Below are 25,173 nucleotides of genomic sequence, written 5' to 3' on the forward strand. Positions count from 1 at the left end.
GAGAGAAGAGGCTTTGTTTTTCAAGTATCTCGTGTTAAAATGTGCTCTCAATGTATAAAAAATACACAATGGTGGGTATGAACGATTTTCAGATAATCAGGAATTATAAGCTTTCTTTCAACACAAGTACTTATTGTTGTCGCTGTTGTTGCTGCCACAGTCTGTAATTCCTTTTTATTGTTAATTGTCATTAAAATCAGAGGTTCACATGCCTTCCACCCCAAAGACTACAAGCAAATTCTGGCTCAGCACTCCCTTTCTTTACACCGTAATGATTCTTCTCGGAATTTTAAGCGGGTTTTCAGATATTCCGGGATTAAAGCCCTTGGGATTATTTATTGCAGATGTGTTCATTCGTATCTTCAAATGCATTAGTCTTCCCATAATTGCATTATCCATTATTGTTACTCTTACTAATTATCGAGCTGACGGCGCAATGAAGAGGGTATGGCAGCGTGCCATGACCTATACCTTGATTACTACGGTTATCGCGGCAGCGATCAGTTGCTTATTATATCTTCTGATTCAGCCAGGAATGGCGAGTCTGACTGCTGCTAAAACTGCAGGGCCAGTGACTCAGCCTTCTTATTTTGAACATATCAGCAGCCTGATCCCCTCGACAATCTTCGAGCCGTTTCTCCAACATCAGGTCATGGGTGTTTTATTACTGGGGATAGTGACAGGCATTGCCATTCGCTATATTCCTGAGCAAGAGCCGCGTCAAACGATTACAGCCTTTTTCCGGGGCGCACATGGACTTTTCATGGTAATTACTGGCTGGGTGATTAAAATCATTCCTCTGGGCTTATATGGTTTTATTACCAGTACTGTGGTTCAGTTGCGCGAAGGGGAATCGATTCGCGGACTTGGCGGATATTTGTTAATCATAGTGCTGGCCAATTTAATCCAGGGTCTGGTGGTTTTGCCTCTTTGGTTAAAGAGCCAGGGAATAAAACCATTTGCGGCACTTCGCGGTATGCTGCCGGCACTGTCTGTCGCTTTTTTCTCAAAGTCTTCGGTCGGAACTTTGCCGGTTACGATGGAAACCGCTGAAAAAAATCTGAATGTCAGACCAGAAGTCAGTCGATTTGTATTGCCGCTTTGCACCAGTCTGAACATGAATGGCTGTGCTGCGTTCATTTTTACTACGGTCATTTATTTAATGCAAAACCATGGGATGGAAATATCCTTACCGATGATGGTACTTTGGGTGTTTATTTCAACCATTGCAGCCATCGGTAATGCTGGCGTACCAATGGGTTGTTTTTTTCTTAGTGCCAGTCTTTTGGCAAGCATGAATGTGCCTATCACGCTGATGTGGCTTATTTTACCCTTCTACAGTCTGATTGATATGCTGGAAACCTCCCTCAATGTCTGGTCCGATTCCTGTGTTGCCAAAGTGGTAAATGAAAAATTAGAGGATAATGCCAGCGATTTTGTACCTGAGGGTGTTCCAACTGGTCATTCGATCTGATCAAATTGGGGCATTGCTGTCGTCTTTGCGAACGAAGTGAAGCAATCCAGATCAAGCCTTGAGCAGAGTGACGAGTTGGATTGCTTCCCTGACGCTCGCAAAGACGGTTTTTTGCAGCGCAGACGGGAATCTATTTCAAAATGACAGAAGGACTTCAAGGAGAAATAAGCTATTTTAACAACTGCTCACAAATCCCATAATAAATATCACAGAGTTTTTCCAAATCCTGCAAACTAACACACTCATTAATCTGATGAATTGTGGCATTAACCGGCCCCAGTTCGATAACCTCCACTCCATAAGGCGCGATAAAACGCCCATCCGAGGTGCCGCCTGTGGTCGATAGGTCAGGAGAATACCCGGTTACTTTTTTAATCACCTGAATTGTGGTTTCCAGCAGTTTTCCCTGATCGGTGAGAAAAGGCTCTCCATTGATACGCCACTTAATTTCCGGATTTAAATGGTGGGAGTGGAATATATCCATCACTTGCTGCTCCAACCCCAAGGCAGTTTGTTCGGTAGAGTAACGGAAATTAAATTGCATAAACAAATTGCCAGGAATAATATTCGAAGCAATTCCGCCGGACTGAATATTGGTGATCTGAAAGGAAGTGGGAGGAAAGTACTCATTGCCTTTATCCCATTCTTTTAAGACTAGTTCTGTCAATGCAGGGCTTAGTTTGTGAATAGGATTTTCTGCAAGATGAGGATAGGCTACATGTCCCTGTTTGCCATTGAAGGTCAGATTTCCAGAAAGAGAGCCTCGGCGGCCAATTTTAATCACATCTCCAATGCGCTCTGTGCTGGATGGTTCCCCGACTATGCAATAGTCTATCTTAATCCCGCTCTTAACGATTTCCTCCATAACATGGGGTGTTCCAAGCTGGAACAAGTCGCCTTCTTCCCCACTGGTAATTAAAAACCCAAGACTGCCGGGAAATGATGGGTGTTTGTCAATGAAACGCTTGGCAGCAAGCAGCATAGCCGCCAAACTTCCTTTCATATCCGCAGTGCCGCGTCCATAAAGCTCATCGCCAACGAGCGTTAGTTTGAAAGGAGGCGTCTTCCATTGATCGCTATTCCCAATAGGAACCACATCGGTATGTCCAGCGAAAACCAGAAGTGGGGAGGAAACGCCGTAACGGGCAAAAAAATTATTGACCGGGTTATTATTGAAGGGATGGCAGGTGAATCCCAAATGGCTTAGAAAATTAAGCATGGATTCCTGACAGCCGGCATCAAACGGAGTAATTGATTCACGTTCAATCAAATCTGCAAGAATTTCATAAAGCGAATTCATCAGAGATCTCGAAGCAATTCATTAACACTGACTTTTGAGCGGGTTTTTTCGTCGACTTGTTTGACGATAACCGCACAATAAAGGCTGTGACTGCCATCTTCACTGGGTAGATTACCCGAAACTACAACAGAACCGGCCGGAATGCGTCCATAAGTTATCGTGCCTGTCATCCGGTTGTAAATTCTCGTGCTCTGACCCAGATAGACACCCATCGATATGACTGAGCCGCGCTCGACAATGACCCCTTCCACGACTTCAGAACGTGCTCCGATGAAACAATCATCCTCGATGATCGTCGGATTGGCTTGCAAGGGTTCAAGAACGCCGCCTATACCAGCTCCTCCGGATAAATGAACATTTTTACCAATTTGCGCACAAGAGCCAACTGTAGCCCAGGTATCAATCATTGTACCTTCATCGATATAGGCTCCGATGTTGACATAGGAGGGCATCAGGATAGTATTTTTACCGATAAAAGCGCCTTGACGAACCATTGCATGAGGAACTACTCGCACACCTGTATTTTTAAAATCCTGGTCACTGTAATGAGTAAATTTTAATGGCATTTTGTCATAAAATTGGCAAAATCCTGCATCAATCGCTTGATTATCATATAACTTAAAGGACAGTAAAACCGCTTTTTTTATCCATTGATGAACAATCCACTCCGAGCCGGATTTTTCTGCAACACGCAATTGTCCGGTATCAAGACCATTAAATACTTCATTAACTGCTTCGATAATATTACGGGGGGCAGTTTGGGAGGATAATGTATGGCGTTGCTCAAAAGCCTCTTCAATCGTCTGTTGCAGTGAGTTCATCGCATTGATCTCTTATCTGATTTTTATTGTAGAGTATCCACGCGCGCATTTTTTTTCAAGGGACTTTTTCTGCACGTATTACCGAGCCTGGCAAAGCAGCTCGCAGATAATGAAATTTTCTTCGCAGGCTTACAGTCCGGCCGGGCTTGAGAGTATACTGTCATTTTTTATATATGGATTGAATGTGCGTATTTTAATAACAGGAGTTGCCGGGTTTATTGGTTTTCATTTGGCCAAGTATCGTCTGGAAAAGGGAGATACGATTATTGGTCTTGATAATCTGAATGATTATTACGATGTCCGCCTCAAATTGGCCCGACTGGAGCTTTTGCAAAAATATCCCCGCTTCAGTTTCCATAAAGAAGACCTCCGTGATGCGGGTGCTGTGGAACGGGTATTTAAAATGAGTCAGCCGCAAAGGGTAGTCAACCTTGCGGCACAGGCAGGAGTACGTTATTCACTGACCAATCCTCTTCTCTACGCGCAATCGAATATGATTGGATTTACCAATATTATCGAAGCATGCCGGCAGGGGGCTGTGGAGCATCTGGTGTATGCCTCAACGAGTTCAGTGTATGGGGCAAATTTGTCGCAACCCTATAATGAAGAGGATTCTGCCAATCATCCTTTGACCATCTATGCAGCCAGTAAAAAAGCCAATGAGTTAATAGCCCATTCCTATTCGCATTTATTTAATTTGCCGACCACCGGTTTACGGTTTTTCACCGTATACGGGCCCTGGGGAAGACCCGATATGGCTTTTTTCTCATTTACTCGTGATATTCTCGCCGGCAAAGCGATAAATATCTACAATAATGGCCAATTACAGCGTGATTTTACCTATATTGACGACATTATAGAGGGTGTATCCCGAGCTGTTGATCATGTGGCCAGGCCCAATCCCGAATGGTCTGGCCTTTCCCCTGATCCGTCAAGCAGTGCGGCCCCGTACAGAATTTATAATATTGGCTGCGGTAATCCAGTCAATTTGATGGATTATGTGGAAGCACTGGAAGTTGCTTTACAGAAAAAAGCGATTAAAAATTTTCTGCCTATGCAACCAGGTGATGTCGTTTCCACTAATGCAGACACCACCCGCCTGGAATCCGAGCTGGCTTATAAACCCTCCATCAATTATCAGGAGGGGATCCGCCGATTCGTTGACTGGTATTTACATTTCTATCAGGGTTAATCCTGACGGCCTGAACATGGGCGGCAGCAGTCTCCTGAGTTGCCCATTGCGTTTTTATATTCTCTATAAGCTGATCTTTAATATGCCATTGCTGGTTAATCCAGGTTTTAAACTCATCCTGCAAAGATGACTTAGTCAAGTCATTATTAATAAATTGTTCTGGAATCTCAATTTCCCGCAGATGAACACGGATTTTACTAATTCTACCGCATAAAAAATCCCAGAGAGAATGCTTTTCTTCGGCATATACGATTGTTAAATCCAGTAATTTATGAATCTCTGAGCCCATAGAACTGATTACAAAACTGACTCCTCCTGCACGGGGACGAAGTAGATGACGGTATTCAGATCCTTGCAATGTTTTTTTAGACAGGTTAAAGCGCGTACCTTCGACAAAGTTGGCAATAGTCACCGGTTGACCCTTGAAGGAATGGATTGCCTTTCTGGTAGCCTCCAGATCTTTCCCTTGTTTGTGAGGATTCTTAGCGAGATATGTCTTGCTGTATCGTTTCATAAACGGACAGCCCATTGCCCACCAGGCGAAGCCCAAAAGGGGAACCCACTTCAATTGATCTTTAATAAAAAACTTAATGACAGGAATTCTTCGGTTAAACAGCCTGTGCATGAGTACGATATCAAGCCAGCTTTGATGATTGGCAATCAGTAGATAGGATTGCTGTCTATCCAGCTCCTTTAAACCAGTCGCCTCCCATTCATGGGGAATGAGATGACTAATGTAAGCATTATTGAGATCGCACCAGTACATCACAAAGCCATCAATACGCTGACCACAGTAGAGTCTCCAGCGGTGATTAGGAATGAGTTTCAACAGGCCGAAAATGAATATCGGCATAAAACAGATACAGGTCGATAATATAAGAGTAAAAACTGCGAGCGACGCTCGCAAGGGATTAGACCTCGGATTTATTTTCATAATCAATTTCCATTAATCCAGTGCATAGGCAAGATCTGCGACCAGATCATCGATATGCTCAACCCCCACCGAGAGACGAACAAAGCCATCGACAATTCCGAGTTGCTGACGTGTTTCATAGGGTATAGATGCATGCGTCATGATTGCGGGATGTTCAATCAGACTTTCAACCCCTCCAAGACTTTCGGCCAATGTAAAAAGCTCACAGCGTGAAAGAAATCGGGTAGCGTAATCGAGATCCCCTTTGAGTACAATCGAGATCATGCCTCCAAAATCCTGCATTTGCTCCTTGGCCAGTCTATGTTGCGGGTGACTTTCGAGCCCGGGAAAAATGACTTTCTCGACCTTGGGATGCTTTTCAAGCCATTGCGCCAGAAATCGCGCATTCTCACAGTGACGTTCCATACGTAAGGGCAGAGTTTTAAGGCTTCGTAAAACCATAAAACTATCAAAGGGGCTGGCAATTCCTCCACAGGAGTTTTGCAAAAAGGCCATTTTCTCAATCAGATCGGGATTGTCGCCAACCACCACAACACCACTGACTATGTCTGAATGACCATTTAAATACTTGGTGGCTGAATGAATTACGATATCAAAACCGCATTCCAAAGGCCGCTGAATCCAGGGTGTCGCAAAGGTGTTATCGGCCACCGCTATCAGCTGATGTTTTTTAGCCAGTGCTGCAATTTCACGAAGATTTGCCAGCATAAGCATGGGGTTTGAAGGTGTCTCCAGCCAAATCATCCGTGTTTCAGGCTTTATTGCAGCTTCAACTGCTGCGAGATTGGTCATGTCCACAAAAGAGAAGCTCAGATTTGAGGTTCTTGTTTTAACTTTGTCGAAGAGTCTGAAGGTGCCTCCATAAAGATCATTCATGGCAATCACATGATCGCCGCTATTCAGCATATCGACAATGGTGTTAATCGCAGCCATTCCTGAAGCGAAGGCAAAGCCTCTTTCACCCGATTCCAGGCTGGCGATACAGGCTTCATAGGCGGTGCGGGTCGGGTTGTGAGTTCTTGAATATTCATAGCCCTGATGAACCCCGGGTGCTGACTGTTTGTAGGTAGATGTGGTATAAATAGGCGTCATCACAGCACCGGTTGACGGATCAGGATGTTGGCCTGCATGAATTGCACGCGTATTAAAATGTTTGCATTCCATAATGAAATTCCTTCTGATCTGTTTGGTTATGCAAAATCTGCTAACCGTGTATATAATTTACTTAGAATGTGACAGGCTGCCTTTCTGAAATAGTCTCCGAAGAAAGACGCTAATTGGAAAAGAGTCATTTTAGTGAGGGATCCATGCGCAGGCAAGAAATAGATTATCAAAAAGTTGCCTTAGCTGCAGAAAAAGTTAAGAAAAAGGGACGAGAGCCATCTCTGACCAATGTTTGCGAGGAACTAGGCATTCCCAGCCTAACGCCGAATCTATCTTCACTTTTAGAAAAGTGGTACCACAATCAACCTGAGTTTCAACGCTCCATTCAAGCCCCTTTATCTGATAATATCAAAATTACGACCCCATCTGATATTGTCGAAAAAAACATTGAACTGGAAAAATCCCTTTCACTGCTGCGTGCGACGCTGGAGTGTACAGCAGATGGCATTATGATGGTGAATGGAAAGGGGCAGGTGGTCGACTGGAATCAGAAGTTTGTTGAGATGTGGCGAATTCCCTCTCATATGCTTGAGTCAGGTACTGAGAGCATTGGCTTTGAATATATTTTACAACAATTGAGTAACCCCGCATCGGTTATCGCTGATGTACAGTATTTATATGAAAATCCTGACTGGGAAGGGGAGCTGCCTGTCCTGCATTTCAAAGATGGGCGAATTTTTGAACGTTATACGCAGCCGCAACGGATAGGTTCCGAAATAGTGGGGCGTGTTTACAGTTTCCGCGATGTGACTCAGAAAAGAATGGCGGATGAAGAATTAAGGATCCGTGAGCGCGCTATAGAGGCCAGCACACATGGTGTTGCGATTATTGACATTACCAAACCCAATCAGCCGATCATTTATGTCAACAGAGCGTTTGAACGCATTATGGGCTATTCAGAGAAACAGACTCTGGGTCAAAATCTCGCGCATCTTCAAGGCACTAAAACCGATCACGTCAATCAAAAACGAATTGAACTGGCTATTCGTGAATTGCGCGAGGAAACCGTTGAGCTTGAAAGCTATCGCCGTGGAGGCGAGTTGTTCTGGTGTGAGCTTAGCGTGGCTCCCGTAAGCGATTCCTTTGGAAAGGTTCGGCATTATGTCTGTATTCTTAATGATATTACCCAACGCCGTGAAATGGAAAGGCAATTGGTACGGCAGGCGACCCATGACTCTCTGACCGAGCTGCCTAATCGGGTATTGCTTATGGACAGGGTCGAACAGGCTATATTGCAGGCTCGTAAAAAAAACAGCATCCTGGCTTTTCTCTTTTTAGACCTGGATCGGTTTAAAATGACTAATGATACATTGGGACATAGTATTGGTGATAAGTTATTGCAGGCCGTATCCAATCGTCTGTTGATTGCAACGAATGATTTTGACACTGTAGCTCGCCTGGGAGGCGATGAATTTGTCATTCTGCTGCAAGATATAGCAAGTGAAACTCAAGCCCAGCAGATGGCGCAGGAATTGCTGCACATGATTGAAAAGCCTTTTCAGGTGGATCAGCACAGTCTTAAAATCACCGGCAGTATTGGTATCAGCTTTTATCCTAAAGATGGACTTGATTATGAGTCGTTAATGAAAAATGCTGACTTATCCATGTACCATGCTAAAGACAGCGGCAGAAACAGTTTCCGCATTTTTGAGCCGGAGATGAATCGGCGGGTTATTAACCGCATGCAGCTCGATAATGCATTGCGCGATGCCCTGAAACGAGGTGAATTCAATTTGATGTATCAGCCGCTGATTGATCTAAGGACTCAGAAAACTGTCGGTGTCGAGGCCCTGATTCGCTGGAACAGTCATTTATTAGGCGCAGTTTCTCCTATCGATTTTATAGGCATGGCCGAGGAGAATGGCCTCATCATTGATATTGGTAAATGGGTATTGGAAGAAGCCTGTACCCAAATAAAAAAATGGCATGCACAAGGCTATGACATCAGCGTGGCTGTTAATATCTCAGGAAGGCAATTTCGCCAGACCCGCTTACCTGAAACAATTGCCGAAATCCTCGCTAAAACTCAGTTGTCCGCGAAATATCTTGAGCTTGAGCTGACAGAAAGCCTATTGGTTGATGATGTGGAGCATGCAGTCGAAACTATGTATCAGTTGAAAGATATGGGTGCGAAATTAGTTATTGATGATTTTGGTACAGGGTATTCCAGCTTGTCTTATCTCAAGCAGTTCCCTGTTGATAAACTAAAGATAGATCGTTCGTTCATTAGTGAACTGGTAAATGATCAAAATGATGCGGCAATCGCCAGAGCAATTATTAATCTGGGACATAGCTTAAATCTTGAAGTGCTGGCTGAGGTTGTTGAAACCGATTTACAGAAAAATTTTATTATTAAGCATGGCTGCGATTATGCCCAGGGCTATTTATTCAAACCACCACAGAAACCTGAAGATCTACGCGAATTTTTCGATTCGTTCAAGGGTTGATTTACCTGACCCAGCTGCGTTCGCGCCATCCCCTCACACTCCTACGTTCCACTGTTTCTCTATGAGTTTTCTGGTTCCCTCGGACAAGCCGAGGGACGTAGAAGCCAGGGGCAGACTGTATTTTTCCTCACAGCCCTACGTTCCCCGCTTTATGCGGGGAATCCAGCACCCCTCTGGCCCCCCAACCAGGTGGGAACGTAATCTGGTATATCTTTTGCAGAGACAAATTTATTAGCCCTGGATAACCCCCGGGCTCAAAATTGTATTGTCTTCAATAGAGGATGGAATTGCTATTGATAGAGGTTTCCTGGATGTAGAGGTATGGATCAATGTCACTGGCGCTGTTCAGGAGATTAGTTATGAAAAAAATAAGTATAATCGGGTCTGGCCTGGTAGGTACTCTGTTATCGATTTATCTGGCAAGGCGAGGATATGAGGTTCATGTGTATGAGGCTCGGTCTGACCCCAGAATTGCCATAGCAGATAAGGGGCGCTCAATCAATCTGGCGATGTCTTGCCGTGGACTTACCGGTTTAACGGAGGTGGGTTTATATAATACAGTCAAAAAGTTGCTGGTTCCAATGCGTGCTCGAGCTATTCATGAGCAAAATGGTGATATTAAATATCAATCCTTTGGCCGTCATCGGGATGAATATATTAATGCCGTGCAACGTAACGAGCTCAATAATTTGTTGCTGGATGAAGCGTCCAGGCATCCGCAGATTCATCAATATTTCGATATTAAAATTATCGATTTGGATCTGGATAAGAAAATTCTATATTTTCAACATCAGGGAGGCGAGACTGAGCCGCATCCATATGAGTTATTAATTGGTGCAGATGGGGCCGCTTCATTTGTCCGGCAAACAATGGCTGAACAAAATAAGATAAGCGCAACGCGAAGTTTCCTGCCCTATGGTTATAAAGAGCTATCGCTTAGTAATCAAAGCAGCCAGCAGTTTGCGCCTGAGCATCTGCATCTCTGGCCCAGAGACTCTTACTTGCTTCTGGGCAATCCCAACACAGATGATTCCATTACAGGTTCCTTATTCTTACCACAGCAAGGAAAAAACAGCTTCAGCGAGCTGGATAATGAGTTGAAAGTTAATCAATTTTTTAAATCTGCGTTTCCTGATGCCTTCACCTCGATGCCGGATCTGATTGAAGAATTTTTTGGTCATCCAACCGGTAATATGAGCACTATAAAATGTGAGCCCTGGCATTATCAGGATCATTGTCTGTTAATTGGCGACGCGGCTCATGGGATTGTTCCTTTCTTTGGTCAGGGTATGAACTGCGGCTTTGAGGATTGCAGGATCCTTGACCATCTGCTCAATCAATACCAGGATGACTGGTCGAAAGTGATGCCCGCTTTTTTTAAAACACGCAAGCCGAATACCGATGCGGTATCTATGATGTCGATGGATAACTATCATGAAATACAAACTGATATTCGTGATGAGCATTTTAACTTGAAAAAAAGGCTTGAGCAGGAACTTATGCATCATTATCCCGATGTATATATTTCCAAGCATGTTCTGGTGATGTTCACCAATACGCCCTACGCACAAGCGCATGCTATAGGCGTGTTGCAAAAAGAGCTGTTAGACGAAATATGCGCAAATACCAAGGAGATTAACAGTATTAAGTGGAATGAAATAAATCAACTGATGGAACAGTATGACAAAAAATTGGCGAACTTGCGGTTAATATAAAAAAAGTCAGAAAAAAGAGGGTCCAAAAAGTCAAGAATTCGTCACAAAGGATGTAGTCGAGGACATTTTTCTGTCGCTTCTCGAGGCTTGGCTACGTCCTAAATTAGCTATATAAACGAATATTAAGCGTAGGATTTCTTTTCACTTTAATTCATATTATGTCGTAACTAATTGATTAATAATGACAAATTAAATAAACCATATCTGTGCTGACAATATGTTCAATTTGTTAAAATTTGGCACGATGCCTGCAAAGTAACAAATGTCCAACAAAATTTTAATGCCTCGGAGGCAGCCATGAAAACTATTCAAGCTTATATTGATTCTAAACAACAAGAATTTATGAATCATCCATTTTTTGAAGTCCTGGAAAAATTAGAAAGTTTAGAGGAAATCAGCTATTTCGTGCCTGAACTGACTTTCTGGGCTATGACATTCCAGGACATACTGAGACTAAACGAAGAACGAGTTCAAGATCCTTATTTAAGAAAGATTGCTCGTCACCACAGACTTGAAGATGCCGGCCATGAAAAATGGTTCCTGCATGACAAAAAATACATGGGTACTTTAAGCCATGATAAATACTGCAGTAAAGATGATGTGGCCTGGCTTTACAGCAAAGAAACTCAATTAACACGTGATGCAGCTTATTCCATCATGTCAGAGATATATAAAGCGGATGATGAGATTCTGAATATCGCCTTATTGCTTACTCTGGAATCATCAGGACATGTATTCTTTGAGAAAGTTGTAAGACAAGTCAAGAAAGCAGGAGAGGACCATAATCTGAAATACTTTTCCAGCTCTCATCTTGAAGTTGAAATGGCTCATGCGTTGTTTGAAGAGGAAATGGAAAAGAAACTGTTTGCGATTCAAATCCCTATCAACGTACGACGTGAAGCCTTGAAAATGATTGATCGATGCTACGACGCGTTCAACAAGATGTTCGATGGACTGATTATCGCTTGCAACAAACGTTTGGAACTTGCAAGACAAAGAAACCAGGAGAATGCCGCGAATGCAGTAGAATACGTCAGCGACCAAGCTGTATAAAAGAGTTTGGACAAGGGGGTGCTCAGCGATGGGCGCCTCCTTGTCCTTTTTATATATCCAAACATAATTCACTGCTTGTGGATTAATTATTGCATATAATTGAAGTTAACCGGGTAGACAAAGGAAGCAGAATCATGCAGCCAAGGGAATGGAGTAGCATACAAATCAGGCAGTGCGCAAAAACAGGAGGACAAAGCTTGCTTAGCGACGAGCGTTCTCGTGCCTTCTTTGGAGAGGATTTTGGTCGCTTGAAACAGCAACTACCTGCCGCTGCGGTAGTTCCTGCTAATGTAGACAGGCTGCAGGATATCGTTCGCTATGCCAATCAGAATAAACTACCTTTGACTATACGCGGAAATGGTTTAAGTCAGGGTGGGCAGGCCCTTAGCATATCAGGCGGCGTGGTTGTCCACTTGCAGGAGCTCAATAATGTATTGGACAAGCGGGAGCATTCTATCTGGGTTGAAGCGAATGCGACCTGGTCTGATCTCATAAAAAGATCACTCAAAACTTCTGAAATTCCTTATGTAGTTCCTTACAATGCCCATCTGTCGATTGGCGGTGTGTTATCGGCAGGAGGTGTGGGCGCTTCTTCTTTTCGCTTTGGCAGCGCGACCGCACATGTGAATGCCTTGGAAGTGGTGACTGCAAACGGGGAAAAGCAGATTGTCGATGCCAATTCGCCTTTATTTCATGCATGTCTTGGAGGCCAGGGGCGTTTTGGAATTATAACTAAAGCAGAGATTCGGTTACGGATTTGTAAAAAACAGGTGCGGACTTTCTTTTTGTCGTATCTCGACAAAGACAACTGGCTTCGAGATATGAAAAATCTTCAGGAAGAGGTTGATTATCTGGAATTTTTTTGTACGCCTGCTATTCAGGGCGCTCGCCTGACGTCAAAGGGGCGCTTGCCATTTGCGGAATGGTTATATGGACTTCACATAGCAATCGAATATGAAAATGAAGCTCCTGAACTGGAGAATTTTGTCTCAAAAATATCACCCTGGAAAGTAAGCCATGTGCAGGAGGAAGATATATCCTCTTTTTTACATCGTCACGATTCACGTTTTCAATCGATGAAATTATCAGGACAATGGGGGTTGCAACATCCCTGGTTTGAATGTTTTTTATCGGGAGAGTCACTTTTTTCTGAGTTACAGGACTTACTGGCGATGCTTCCCGTCTATTATGCAACGGTTTTGCAGATAGTGCCTATCCGCAAAATAGAACCTACCGGCTTTTTTATGTTGCCTGATACCAATGATGACATCTACGCTGTAATGATCTTGAATCCTGGTTTACCCGGATTTTTGATTCCAGGCTGCCTTGAAACCATCCAGTTACTGGATCGCCGATTCCTCCCGGGTGGAGGAAAACGTTATCTTTCAGGCTATTTGGGTGAAAATATTCCTTCTCATTATTGGCAACAGCATTTTGGAGAAAAATATGAGAATTGGATCAAATTGAAAGAGGAAATGGATCCCAATCAAATCTTTTGTTCACATCTGCATAACGGCAAGCAATAAATATATTGTCTTTCTTCACGTGTGGCAGTGCCGTGCTCGTATGCTCGTATGCTCGCTCTACGTCTCCGCCTGTCTGCCACTCTGCGTCTCCCGACTTGTTCGGGAGATCCAGGGGGGGAAGGGATCAACTGGATTCCCCGCCTAAAGCGGGGAACGTAGGGGTTGGTGTTTGGCACATAGAGGCTGGTGTTTGGCTTATTTTTACCTGCCGGTCTTCGGCTTTACAGGAGACTTTATGCGAAATACCCAAGCTTTGTAAGCCGTCTTTATTTAGTTATTTGGTAATAAAAGAATTTAATCTGAATAGCAGATGGGTTGAATTCGCACAAATATCATTGTTCTGATATTTGGCGGAGAGACAGGGATTCGAACCCTGGGAAGGTTTCCCTTCAACGGTTTTCAAGACCGCCGCTTTCGACCGCTCAGCCACCTCTCCGGGGAAGAATACTATTACAATGACTTATCGAATGCAAACATTTTTTTCGAGAAAATCAAAATTTTTATCTTAAAAAAACATAAAGTTCGCAAAATAATTCAGGATGGGTATAATGACCTGCATTTAAAAATGGCTGCGGTGAATGTTTCCGCATAGTATTGTTAACAGGTGTATTCATGAAAAGATTTCAATGTTTTATCCTCATCTCTTTGGTAATTACCCTGACAGCCTGCACAAGCTGGTGGAGTAAGGACGACGATGACAGTAATAATCCTTTCAAGGGGATGTCTGCTGAACAATTATATAGTGGAGCCAAATCTGCAATGGCCAAAGAGGAGTACGCTACTGCGGCCAAGCGCCTGGAAGCCCTGGAGTCTATGTATCCCTTCAGCGATTACGCCGAAGAAGCGCAGATGAATCTCATTTATGCTTATTATAAGAAAGAGGATTATCCTTCGGCTGCAGCTACGGCAGAGCGATTCATCCATCTTTATCCGCGCGCTCGCCATGTCGATTATGCTTACTACATGAAGGGTCTGGCCAATTTCCAGCAAAATCGCGGAACCTTTGCCAGCCAGCTGCCTCTGGATGAATCGTGGCGGGATCCGGGAACCCAGCTTCAATCCTATTCTGATTTTGCGACTTTAGTGGAGCGTTTCCCCAATAGCCGTTATAAAGCGAACGCTTTACAGCGTATGATTTATCTTAGAAATATGTTTGCCCAACATGAACTGAATGTTGCACAATTCTATTATGAAAGAAAAATGTATGTAGCTGCTGCAGAGCGTGCCAGCTATCTGGTAAAGAATTACCCACAGGCGCCCAGCGCAAAAGAGGCTTTAGTCGTTCTGTATCGTGCTAATTCCCAAATGGGTTTAAAGAAGGCAGCGGAGGATGCTTTGGCAGTCTACCAGGCTACCTATCATAGCCAACCCAATCTCGATGCCTGATTCTTTCGGCAGCCTGAATGATTGAGGGCTGCCTGTAAGCAGAGCAGATCGAGGGAATCAGGGGATTGAATCAATTGAAAATCTGCATCCACCGTCTTATCTTGCAAGCCAGCTTTTGCGGTCTCTTGGCTCTACAACCAGTTTTTGCTTTAACTTCGGAAGAGGCAAAGCTTGTTAAAAGAGATTTTCAGCTGTATCAGGCCTGGAGTCTGGCTCGAAACTATCGTTTTGGTACTACTGTTAAATCGGATCCGGTTAAAGCCTTGGCCTGGGAAAAAATATATCTCAATTTGCTACCGGCGGCGTATCCAAAAAAAAACGATATGCTTGCAGCGTTTCAATCGCATCTGAGTTCCGAACAAATCCAGCAGGCAGAAAGTCTCTCAAAGCAATATGCAGAACAATATAGCCTTGGTAATACAGCCTTAACCGAGTTTGAACTCAGTCAGGCTTATATTTTGCGTGATGAGTCCAGTAAATGGAGTGTATCGGATGAGTCTGTTGCACCCAGGGAAATCAGCAGTAATTTTCATAAATGGATGGAATGGCTGGATGGGAAGGGGTTAAGGGAGATTGTGCTGGATTTGGATCGGCGGGCTTATAAGCTTTTTAAGGCCAAAGCGTATCCTATAGTTTACGGCCAGGTTATTGTTCGCGGAGTGGAATCACCAGAGATGGTTAGCAGTGAGGTGCCCATTCTGCCTGAGGGCTATTTTGTAGCTCAGGCCAAAGGCTCTATGCTGACTTTTTCTCTTCCCGGTTATAAAACCATTTCCATTCCAATTGCCGCAGAGCGAGAGATGCAATCCATTTATCCAGTTGTTTTTGAGGGTTTACCTAAAAGTCCGCGAACTGGTGTCATTGGCAGAGTATTACCCTGGAATGAGGTTGATAAAAGCAATATTATCTTACGCGCCTTTGCCGATAATGCGCATCTGGACAATAGCCAGGCCTGGAAGTATCCAGCACTGCCTTTGACAGTAACTAATCATGGAGAATTTTACACCACAGGATTAAGTCAGGGACATTATCAGTTAATTATTAATACAGCAGGTATAAGCTCGGTCGTTAATTTTTTTGTCAAAGAGAATGAAGTTCGAGGCTTATCCTTGATTGACCTGAGAAAGCAGGCTGCACAAAATCACTAATCCTATTATTAACCTGCTTTCAAAACGAAAACGTTATTTATTTCTTCGAGTTATGATACAGGGCGCGAAATCATTTTCCTGTTTTTTCTTTGCAAAAAGAGTTGAGAGATGGGAAAGAATGGCCTCAGCTTTATGATAAAGTCGCAGGCCATTACCAGAGCGCCAAGCGCAAACAGGACATCCCCTGGAGTTCTTAGCCATTGCCACAGTAGAGTTGTATTATAAAACTCCAAACTTCTTGAATGAGCAAACCCATGTTGATATACATCCATTAATTGCGCCCAGCCAATTGGGAAAAAGTTCAGTAAAATCCATAAGATCAATCCAACGTTATAAAGCCAAAAAGCCCAGGTCCCTAATTTGTCGCTCCAGGGTTGTGTACTTCCCGCTGCATATCTTAAGCAAAAGTAAATAAGGCCTAAAGCCAGAAGTCCGAATGCGCCGAATAAAGCAGTATGGGCATGATTGAGACTTAGAAATGTTCCATGTTCGTAATAATTGATTAGGGGTGCATTTAAGGTTCCGCCACCAAAGACACCGGCACCAATAAAGTTCCAGGAGGCAGCCCCTAAGATATACAGATAAGTCAGGTTGTAGGAAAAAACCTTTTGCTTTCTGATTAGTTGTAATTCCTCAATAGAATTTATGATAAGCAAGGTTAAAGGTAATACTTCAATAAAGGAAAACATGGTTCCTAAAGGGATCCATATTTCTGGAGTACCAGTCCAGTACCAATGATGACCTGTGCCTAATACGCCTCCCAGAAAGATAAGAATAGCCTCGAAGTATACGGTTCGCTCTACCAATCGTCTTGAAGCTAAACCAACGCCCATCAAAAGATAGGCAGTAGCACAAACCGTAAAAAACTCAAATGATTGTTCGACCCATAAATGAACGACCCACCAGCGCCAGAAATCAGTGATAGTAAATGATTTTTCGATACCAGTTAATGGTATCATTCCAAAGCAATATAGGATGGCGATATTAATGGTACTTGCCCAAAAAAGATTTTCAAGGCGTATGCGTCCTGTCCAGAACTCAATACTTGCAGATTTTAGTTGCACCCAGCCAGGCCACATGCCTCGAAAGACAATGAAACACCACAAAAATAACCCGACACAAAAGCCAATCTGCCAAAAACGTCCTAATTGCAAGTAGGATAAGCCTTGATTGCCAAACCAAAACCAGCCTTTGTCAATATATCCCATAATACTTAAGTAATTCCCAATAATAGCTCCAGCGACAATAAATAAGGTTACCCAGAAGAGAATATCTACAAGCCATTTTTGTCCCTTCGCTTCTTGACCACTGATGATAGGCGCCAGAAAAATCGCCGCACTAATCCAGGCAACCCCAATCCATACGATCGGGGTTTGGATATGGACATCTCTTAAAAAATTAAAAGGCAGGAATGTTGAAATATTGATTCCATAAAAGGCCTCGCGTTCCGCATAAGAATGGGCCATCAGGGCGCCTACGCCAATTTGAAGCAATAAGACCAGTATCACAAAGACAAAATACTTACCTACTGCCTGCTGACTAGGTGTCAGAGGTTTAAACTCCAATAAAAAAGGGGTTTTAATACCTACGTCGGGTTCGCTTAGATAACGATGGTATATGTAAAGCACTACTCCAAAACCAAGAAAAACAAAGCAAAATGAAATCCACGTCCAATAGAATGTAGAAGGGGTAGGAATATTGCCGACTTCCGGTTGGTAAGGCCAATTATTCGTATAGGAAAAATTTTTACCTGGTCTGTTTGCCACGGTGGTGAGAGAGGAATAGATCAGAAAATTTGCGGTCTGCAAGGCCGTCTGACTGTTTAGACTGTAGGCTTTTGTCCATCCTGCTGTGAAATCATGGCTGAGTAATGCCTGGGTAATTTCAATTTGAAGCTCTCGTATTGCCTTACTCAAAGCAGGAGAAAGTGTTAAGTCAGGTTGTGACAAATCGATTGTTTTTAGCTGATTTTGCATCTTCATTCGAATTTCATATCGATTGCCTTCAGAAAGGCTTGCTAAAGGTTTGGATAATGTTTCTGCAGAGACTTCATTTTCAACTAGTTGACCAAGACGAACAAGGTATTTGGCCGTGTAATCTTCTCCAAAATAAGAACCCATTCCATATAAACTTCCGTAATCCATTAAATCCGCTTTTTGAAATCCAGCTTTACCAGCCACAATGTCAGAGGCTGTCATCAGAACCTGACCATCGGATGATAGAATTTTCTGGGGGAGAGGGGGGGCTGCCTCGTAAGTTTTCAATGTACCCCAAAAGAGGAGGATGAAGGAAATGATGGCTGTCAGAAGTAAGACCCATTTTAAGACATCAGAAACGGGATCCGTTTCGGCCGGACCACTTAGAGAGGCTTCCGCAATTGTCATATCATTCCTTGATAATGTAATTCTTTGTTTTTATGCTGGTTCTTAATAAATTTTTATTATATTTGATATATTAGACGGATCAAGTGAAAAACTTTTGTTAGAAAAAGGATTGAACCAGAATCCATACTATTAAAAGAATGAAGGGATATATTAGGCAAAGAGTAATCGATGCGAACAAAATAAAATACAGAGGGTTAATATGGATAATTTAATTTGCTATAAAAAAACAGAAATAGACAATCATGGGAAGTTAAAATTTTTTCTGGAAAAACATAGCACAAAAGAAGGAACCTGGGGACAACTGTCACTGACTAATGGCGTAATTGATTTCATATTTCTAAATGGCGAAGGTCAGGAACTCTCACGTTATCGTCTCGATAAAGACCATCCTCAATTATCTATTCCACCTGCCGCCTGGCATAAAATCATACCTGTCAGTGAACAGTTTAATGTGATTCTTGAGTTTTACTGCATGCCCCAACGTTATTTCTCCAAAAAATATGGCCTGGGGATGGTACATAGTGATCTCCTCTATGTGTATCAAACCTATCTAAGTCATACTAAAAGCTCATCTGTTCTTGATATAGGATGTGGTTCTGGGAGAAATTTACTCTATTTAGCGAAGATGGGGCATTCTGTCAGTGGGATTGATAAAAACAAGGCTGCTTTAGAGAGTCTTAGTGAAATAGCCCAACAAGAAGCACTTTCTGAAATAGATATACAATTACATGATCTAAATCATCCCTTAAGTTTGAAGGCAGAAAATTATGACATTATTTTTTCAACAGTAAGCTTACAATTTTTAAAACCGGAACGGGTGCCGGATTTGCTAATTGAGCTTCAACAGCTGACTGCAAAAGATGGATATCATTTTTTAGTATTTCCAATCCAGGCAGACTCATATCCCATGCCTGATTCTTTCACCTATTTACCTCAAAAAAATGAACTATATCATTTTTATCAGGATTGTGGCTGGTCTCTGCTTGAATATAAAGAGTCGGTAGGTCATTTACATAAGCCGGATGAATCTGGAAAAAAAATCCCCGGTGTCTTTGGTTTTTTACTTGCGCAAAAACTATCTTAACCTGCGTACCGCATATAAACGCGGTACACGGGGTGGTGTCTGCGCTAATCTACCAGGGAACTTCTGCTTCCATTTCCTGAGGCTGAGCGACTTCCGTTGCAATTGTTTCATTTTCCAGGTTTTCAGATGCAGTAGTTGAACTTAGTCCTTTTGTCAGATCATCAACCAGACCTCTCAACTCTCCACATAAAAGGGTTAGTGCAGCATCGCGTTGTTGAAAATCTTCTTCCAGGTCTTTTATTTCATTAAACTCATCGATCAAATACTCCAGACTTTTCAGGCGTTTGAAGCTCAGATCATGAGTTAAGGTCAGCTGAATCCGTTCATTCCATACCAAAGAGATTTCAGCTGTTGTTAATCCCTGGGCCAGCAGGGTAATGATTTCTTCAGCGGGTAATTCGTAACCCTTACAATTAACGCGTTTTTTTTCATCATCCGGCGCAAAGAGCAGGCAGTCAGAGGCTAGTTGAAAAGGCGCGGGCAGAGTTGAGGGATCATTAATCCACTCTGAAAAGCGGGATGCCAGGTTTTCCGGAAAAAACAGCGGTTCAAATTGAATTCCTGGGATGGATTTACGTAAAAGCCCGAGAAGCTGGGAAGCCTGATTATCACTGGATGTGTTGATAACAAGCCGCTTGCTGACCGTGTCAAAAAAGGCTGGCAGGCGTTTTTGCACACAGAATGATTTGGGAAGTAATTCAAACTCAAGATCTTCGGCAATCTGCGCTTTCTCGCTGCGTTTTACTACTCGACCCTGCTGTGTCTCCAAAGCCTGGATACGCTCAGCCAGCATACGATTAATCACGCCACGAGGGAGAATGCGTTCTTCTTTTCCAAGGCATATATATATGCAGCCTGCTACTTCATGTACTAATTCATCTGCATTTGTTGGTAACCAGCCATAAACAAAACGGGCATGAGGTGGGCAGGGTTTTAGTATGTCTTCTGCTAACAGACTGGCAAAATCGATTTCTTCTTTTAGTTCGTATTGATATACGAGTGCATTATTAAACCACATAAAAGCATCCTTCAAAAAAAAATTGATGCTATCATGTTGAACGGGTTTAAGCGACTATTTCAATTATCCTCCAGCGCCTGGGTTAAATTGCGACTCTTTTTTCAGATTCAGATTTTCCCAATACTGCTCCTGATTTTTTTTGGTTTCGATTAACCGGCTGATCAAATTGAGCTCTGGAACGCAGCGCTTTTTTTCAGAGTCAATATTATTAATAGTCCTCTTCAATTCCTCAAGACGTTTCTGTTCTTCAGGTGTTAATGCTTGTGCATTGCTCTGCTTAAGCAACTGCATTTCGTCTTCTGCGGCGATGAGCCTGTTTTCCAGATTTAAAAAATGACTGCCAAGAGTAATATTGAGTTTTATTAGATTATTTAATTCCCAGCCCGACAGTACGACCCCAATTTCATGGAGAGTTCCCCAGGTAAAAAGCGGCATATCCTTTCCCAATGAGACATATAACAAAGTGTATAACAGTTTGGCAGTTGGGTTGGAAAATGTCGTTTAAAGAAATGAAAAAAAACAGTAAAAATTGTAAACCTCCCGCTTTCACGGGAGGAAATGGAAGAATCACCAATAGGCATTAAGTGCGACTACGACCGAGTGAAAATCAGAGGTGTCGCGGCCAGTGACCGTGTACCAATAGCCGCCGATAACCCCGACATTGGCATTAAAGTTATACTCAATAGCTGGCGCCAGAGTTACCGAGTCCACTGTTCCATGTCCTACGCTAACCAGCTGGCCTTTACTATCTGTACCGGGAAATCCCTTAAATACAGCCGGAGTACGGTTGGCGATGAAGCCTTCCATCACCGCTACCCAGTTTTGGGTGACATTAAATTCAGCTGCGAGATCCGCACTAATCTGATTACCAGGATCGACCTCTCCAAAAGTATTGGGTGTACCACCATAGCTATTTATGCCTCGTACCTGAACATCACCACTGTAGACATAACTTAAACTCAAGCGGGTCCGTAACCAGTGGTTTTCAAATACTTGCAATAAATGTTGAAAGTTCAAAGCCATAGCGGTTTGATAGCTTCCGCTTCCGGTGGCATCGGTACCATTATTGACCGGATCCAGATCCTCAAAGTTACCAGTGGGAATAATTTCACCAATAGTGACGCGCAGATCAGGGATCCATTTTGAGTCTTTTTGCTCCAGCAACTGATAACCCAGAGTGACTCCGGTATCTGAAATTCTGCGATAGGCTTGTCCCTGGTTGCGATTATACGCGTAGGGTACACTGAACTGAATATCCAGTGAATCGGTTAGTCCGTGGCTAAAAACCGGATTAAAAACAGTACTTCGGTTGGCGGGTGTATGAACAAACTTCCAGTGCTGATCAAACGTTCCGTCATTTTCAGTAAAAAAACCATACAGTTCAAGGTTGCTGTGCCCTTTGGGGATCGTATGTCCGGCGGGAGCAAGTAAGGGGCCTGTCCACCAGGGACCAGCGTTTGCAGTACTGCTTAATAATAAAAACGCACAAGCACCTAAAGAACTCTTAAAAACTGGTTGCATAATCTTACCTCAAATATTCTTGCAGCATTCAGATAGTCTGGTGTAGATTAGCTCACTTTGAAATTTAGTGGAATAGGCATGAGACCCTCTGTACATTTAATAGAATCCAAACAAACCAGTGTGCTTCGAGGGCACCCCTGGATTTTTCCGAAAGCAATCGCTAAAACCAAAGGAAAGCTGACTACTGGTGAGTTGGTGGATGTGATTTCTCATCAAGGGGAGAAGATCTGCACAGGTGTTTATAATGAGCACTCACTCTATCGAGTCAGAGTCCTGGATTACAGCAAGGACTCTGATATGAACAGGCTTTCATTTGCAGACATCATCAAACGCCGTCTGCATCAGGCCTGGACAGTTAGAAAAGCCCTTAATCTGCCTAACGCCGAAACTAATGCATTTCGTCTCTGTAACAGTGAAGGAGATGGCCTATCCGGTTTAACTATTGATTATTTCAATACAGTTTGTGTGGTTTCCAGTTCTGCGTATTGGGTAGAAAAAAATCGGGAATTAATCACTGAGTGTATAAACGAGTTTACCCAGTGTCAGTCTCTTATCTGGCTATCTCAAGCCAAGCCTTTGGCGCAAGATGGCTGGCCTCAGGTTGAAAACAAAAGTATTGAGTTACAGGCTGAAGTGCTGGAGGCAGGTGTGTTATTTGAGGTCGATTTTTCACAGCCTCAAAAAACCGGCCTGTTTCTTGACCAGCGAGAGAATCATCAACGGGTGGCTGCTCTGGCAAAAGGAAAGAGAGTGCTTGATCTATATACCTATACAGGCGGTTTCGCCCTGCATGCAGCCAAAGCGGGTGCAAGTCAGGTCACAGCGATTGACAGTTCAGAGCAGGCCATTCTACAAGCATCCCGCAACGCGGCACTCAACCAACTCGATTCAATAGAGTTTATTGAAGATGATGCAAGGAACTACCTCAGCAAAGCGGGAGATTATGATATCGTAGTGTTGGACCCACCCAAGTTAATCCCTTCAAAGCAGAATTTACAGCGAGCAAAAAACTATTATCGTTTTCTGCATAGAGAAGTATTTAAAGCGATGAGTTCAGGAAGTTTATTAATGACCTGTAATTGTTCGTCAGCAATTTCTGCACAGGAGTTTGCAGCATTGGTTACGGCTCAGGCTTCAGCAGTGGGTAAAGAGGCTAGGGTGCTTGGTGTTTCTGGCCCGGCTTCATGTCATCCGGTACTGTCAGCGTTTCCTGAAGGAAATTATTTAACGGCAGTATTGCTGGCTGTATTGTAGATACAAGCCGGGCAAATGCCCGCTTGTATCTTAAGTAAATCATTTACTCTGGAACGCAGGAAGGATTGCAGTTGTTAGGATTGATGCTGGCTGCATCGCAGGCATTTTTTGCCAGCGATTGGGCCTGAGCCTGCGTAGGTGCAAAATAAGACCAGTGCTGTCCGCGCAGATTGCTGACTACGCAATGCCATCTACCCGCAGGTACGCCATTGTCATAGCAGCTGGGCTGACAGTTCGCTGGATTAATACTGTTTGCGTCACAAACAGATTGAGCCATGCCCTGAGCAGCGGCTTGCGTAGGACCTGAGAAAGTCCAGTGTTCACCTCGTTTGTTAGCCACATTACAAACCCAATTGGCATTGGCGCTTAAGCTGGTTAAGGCAAGCGCTATAAATCCGGCGATTAATTTAGTGTTCATTATTTTTCCTTCTATTAGCTTACAGTTAGAATGGATAGTCTAACTTAAATTCATGACCAGTGAAAACCTGAAAACACGCCTGTATTAGGGTTGTACTTTTTTAAAAACCATGGATTTTGCTTTTTTATCGGAAATCTGAATGAGACTGAAACCGATGATCCCAATGCACAGCGTCAGGGGAATCACGCTGACTCCGTATAAAAAAGCCTGAGGTGTTTTCGTACCGCCAAAGGCATTGATAACTAATCCGATGGTGGTATGAAACGCATAGCCGAAGCTCATGATAATCATATTGGCAACGGCAGTGGTTAAGCCGGCTACATGATCTGGAACGTAGGTCGACGCTTTATAAATAGCAAGGATCTGATAAGCGCAGCAAATCCCAACAAAAATAAAGACTATGGCCATACTGTCAATACTTAACATTTTGCTAACCAGTGCGATAAAACTGAGAGCCATAACAATACCGGCGCCGATAATAACAGCCAGATAACTGCCTTTACGTTCCGCAACAAAGCTTAGAGTCGGGCCTCCAAAACACATGCCCACGAATATCATTGAGGGGAGATAGCTGGCGGCGACGCTATTAAAGCCATAGACCTCCCTCAGAAATCCTGAGCCCCACACATCAGTAAATCCTTCAAGCGGGCCAACCATTAAGCCGGCAGAAAGACACAACAACAAAACCTTCCGATTGGTAAAAACAGTTTTGATGTCATCACCAATGCTGCCAGGATGTGTAGATTCCATTTCAGGAACAATTAAATAGGTTAAAAAAGCCAGCAATAATCCAAAATAAATAAAGATTTGGACTACTACCTGATAACCCAGTTTCGCTGATAAATAAGTCAAAGGACCGCCGCCATAAATCGCTCCCAGCAGCCCAATTGTTACTGAAAAACTTAGCATTCTGGTGAAACGTTGCTCGCTGAATGCCATGCGGATAATTTTAAAGGTTCCAAGAATGGCTGCGGAAGACCCCATTCCTATCAACGCACGGCCAAGGATGGGATAAACCCAGTACTTTGTGAGAAGAATAGGGAGCAGACCAATGACAGTCATTAATATACAGCCAGTCATTACTTTTCGCGGACCGAAACGGTCTAGCATAATGCCAATGGGTAAATGCATTAGTGAATAACCGATATAATACACTCCTGAGTATTGGCCAAAAACAGCTGCATCGATATGAAACTGCTGGATAATATCGTTGAGCATCACGTTTGGCATGACTCTCAGTATGTATTGATAGGCGTAAAATATGGAACTGATGATCCATATTGTCCAGGCTATAACACGTGAAGCAGGCATATAACTCTCACTTATTCATTCTG

General features: G+C 43.2%; 20 protein-coding genes and 1 tRNA gene. 10 read left to right on the forward strand and 11 right to left on the reverse strand.

Annotated features, from left to right (window positions below; all coding sequences use genetic code 11):
• Positions 1-208 precede the first annotated feature (208 nt).
• A complete protein-coding gene (locus tag DYH61_RS06400) occupies positions 209-1,474 on the forward strand; it encodes a dicarboxylate/amino acid:cation symporter (protein WP_058506621.1) in 1,266 nt (421 codons plus the stop codon).
• 169 nt (positions 1,475-1,643) lie between these two features.
• On the opposite strand, the gene dapE is transcribed toward DYH61_RS06400, so the two are convergent.
• Together dapE and dapD are read right to left on the reverse strand one after the other, a co-directional pair.
• A complete protein-coding gene (dapE, locus tag DYH61_RS06405; protein ID WP_058506620.1) occupies positions 1,644-2,774 on the reverse strand; it encodes a succinyl-diaminopimelate desuccinylase in 1,131 nt (376 codons plus the stop codon).
• The gene (dapD, locus tag DYH61_RS06410) at positions 2,774-3,595 is read right to left on the reverse strand and encodes a 2,3,4,5-tetrahydropyridine-2,6-dicarboxylate N-succinyltransferase (protein WP_058506619.1); all 822 of its coding nucleotides are present in this window, start codon (positions 3,593-3,595) and stop codon (positions 2,774-2,776) included. Before dapD ends, dapE begins: the two co-directional genes overlap by 1 nt.
• A gap of 184 nt (positions 3,596-3,779) precedes the next feature.
• On the opposite strand from dapD, the gene DYH61_RS06415 reads away from it, so the two are divergent.
• Complete coding sequence (locus DYH61_RS06415; protein ID WP_058507286.1) at positions 3,780-4,787, forward strand: NAD-dependent epimerase; 1,008 nt, start codon at positions 3,780-3,782, stop codon at positions 4,785-4,787.
• On the opposite strand, the gene DYH61_RS06420 is transcribed toward DYH61_RS06415, so the two are convergent.
• Positions 4,726-5,721, reverse strand: coding sequence for an acyltransferase (locus DYH61_RS06420; RefSeq protein WP_065236110.1), 996 nt, complete (start codon positions 5,719-5,721; stop codon positions 4,726-4,728). The genes DYH61_RS06415 and DYH61_RS06420 overlap by 62 nt on opposite strands.
• A 12-nt stretch (positions 5,722-5,733) precedes the next feature.
• A complete protein-coding gene (locus DYH61_RS06425) occupies positions 5,734-6,885 on the reverse strand; it encodes a trans-sulfuration enzyme family protein (protein WP_058506618.1) in 1,152 nt (383 codons plus the stop codon).
• A 143-nt stretch (positions 6,886-7,028) separates the two neighbouring features.
• On the opposite strand from DYH61_RS06425, the gene DYH61_RS06430 reads away from it, so the two are divergent.
• The 4 genes from DYH61_RS06430 (at position 7,029) to DYH61_RS06445 (ending at position 13,626) form a co-directional block, all read left to right on the forward strand.
• On the forward strand, positions 7,029-9,332 hold the full coding sequence (locus DYH61_RS06430) for a bifunctional diguanylate cyclase/phosphodiesterase (RefSeq protein ID WP_058506617.1): 2,304 nt from the start codon (positions 7,029-7,031) through the stop codon (positions 9,330-9,332).
• 359 nt (positions 9,333-9,691) lie between these two features.
• Positions 9,692-11,047 (forward strand): FAD-dependent oxidoreductase, encoded by a 1,356-nt coding sequence (locus tag DYH61_RS06435; protein WP_058506616.1) that lies wholly within the window; start codon positions 9,692-9,694, stop codon positions 11,045-11,047.
• A 297-nt stretch (positions 11,048-11,344) separates the two neighbouring features.
• Positions 11,345-12,100, forward strand: coding sequence for a hypothetical protein (locus tag DYH61_RS06440; RefSeq protein ID WP_058506615.1), 756 nt, complete (start codon positions 11,345-11,347; stop codon positions 12,098-12,100).
• A gap of 134 nt (positions 12,101-12,234) precedes the next feature.
• Positions 12,235-13,626 (forward strand): FAD-binding protein, encoded by a 1,392-nt coding sequence (locus DYH61_RS06445; protein ID WP_058506614.1) that lies wholly within the window; start codon positions 12,235-12,237, stop codon positions 13,624-13,626.
• Positions 13,627-13,974: 348 nt separating this feature from the next.
• Here the strand turns inward: DYH61_RS06445 and DYH61_RS06450 are convergent.
• A tRNA-Ser gene (locus DYH61_RS06450) sits at positions 13,975-14,062 on the reverse strand.
• A 176-nt stretch (positions 14,063-14,238) separates the two neighbouring features.
• On the opposite strand from DYH61_RS06450, the gene DYH61_RS06455 reads away from it, so the two are divergent.
• Both DYH61_RS06455 and DYH61_RS06460 read left to right on the forward strand, forming a co-directional pair.
• Positions 14,239-15,012 (forward strand): outer membrane protein assembly factor BamD, encoded by a 774-nt coding sequence (locus tag DYH61_RS06455; protein ID WP_058506613.1) that lies wholly within the window; start codon positions 14,239-14,241, stop codon positions 15,010-15,012.
• A 65-nt stretch (positions 15,013-15,077) separates the two neighbouring features.
• The gene (locus DYH61_RS06460) at positions 15,078-16,160 is read left to right on the forward strand and encodes a hypothetical protein (protein ID WP_058506612.1); all 1,083 of its coding nucleotides are present in this window, start codon (positions 15,078-15,080) and stop codon (positions 16,158-16,160) included.
• Positions 16,161-16,210: 50 nt separating this feature from the next.
• On the opposite strand, the gene DYH61_RS06465 is transcribed toward DYH61_RS06460, so the two are convergent.
• Positions 16,211-18,544, reverse strand: a complete 2,334-nt coding sequence (locus tag DYH61_RS06465; RefSeq protein ID WP_058506611.1) for a nitric-oxide reductase large subunit — start codon at positions 18,542-18,544, stop codon at positions 16,211-16,213.
• A 199-nt stretch (positions 18,545-18,743) separates the two neighbouring features.
• Here DYH61_RS06465 and tehB point away from each other — a divergent pair, with 199 nt between their 5' ends.
• The gene (tehB, locus tag DYH61_RS06470; RefSeq protein ID WP_058506610.1) at positions 18,744-19,628 is read left to right on the forward strand and encodes an SAM-dependent methyltransferase TehB; all 885 of its coding nucleotides are present in this window, start codon (positions 18,744-18,746) and stop codon (positions 19,626-19,628) included.
• A 49-nt stretch (positions 19,629-19,677) separates the two neighbouring features.
• Here tehB and DYH61_RS06475 read toward each other — a convergent pair whose 3' ends face one another.
• The 3 genes from DYH61_RS06475 to DYH61_RS06485 all read right to left on the reverse strand — a co-directional run bounded on the left by DYH61_RS06475 (position 19,678) and on the right by DYH61_RS06485 (position 22,167).
• On the reverse strand, positions 19,678-20,646 hold the full coding sequence (locus DYH61_RS06475) for a recombination-associated protein RdgC (protein WP_058506609.1): 969 nt from the start codon (positions 20,644-20,646) through the stop codon (positions 19,678-19,680).
• 63 nt (positions 20,647-20,709) lie between these two features.
• Positions 20,710-21,081 carry a hypothetical protein gene (locus DYH61_RS06480; RefSeq protein ID WP_058506608.1) on the reverse strand — a complete coding sequence of 124 codons (372 nt, stop codon included), beginning with the start codon at positions 21,079-21,081 and terminating at the stop codon, positions 20,710-20,712.
• Positions 21,082-21,213: 132 nt separating this feature from the next.
• Positions 21,214-22,167 (reverse strand): hypothetical protein, encoded by a 954-nt coding sequence (locus DYH61_RS06485; protein WP_058506607.1) that lies wholly within the window; start codon positions 22,165-22,167, stop codon positions 21,214-21,216.
• A 78-nt stretch (positions 22,168-22,245) separates the two neighbouring features.
• Here DYH61_RS06485 and DYH61_RS06490 point away from each other — a divergent pair, with 78 nt between their 5' ends.
• The gene (locus tag DYH61_RS06490) at positions 22,246-23,421 is read left to right on the forward strand and encodes a class I SAM-dependent rRNA methyltransferase (RefSeq protein ID WP_058506606.1); all 1,176 of its coding nucleotides are present in this window, start codon (positions 22,246-22,248) and stop codon (positions 23,419-23,421) included.
• A gap of 43 nt (positions 23,422-23,464) precedes the next feature.
• On the opposite strand, the gene DYH61_RS06495 is transcribed toward DYH61_RS06490, so the two are convergent.
• The gene (locus DYH61_RS06495) at positions 23,465-23,839 is read right to left on the reverse strand and encodes a hypothetical protein (protein WP_058506605.1); all 375 of its coding nucleotides are present in this window, start codon (positions 23,837-23,839) and stop codon (positions 23,465-23,467) included.
• 84 nt (positions 23,840-23,923) lie between these two features.
• On the reverse strand, positions 23,924-25,150 hold the full coding sequence (locus DYH61_RS06500; RefSeq protein WP_058506604.1) for an MFS transporter: 1,227 nt from the start codon (positions 25,148-25,150) through the stop codon (positions 23,924-23,926).
• Positions 25,151-25,173 lie beyond the last annotated feature (23 nt).

It is taken from the genome of Legionella quinlivanii, assembly GCF_900461555.1.
Taxonomy (GTDB): domain Bacteria; phylum Pseudomonadota; class Gammaproteobacteria; order Legionellales; family Legionellaceae; genus Legionella_C; species Legionella_C quinlivanii.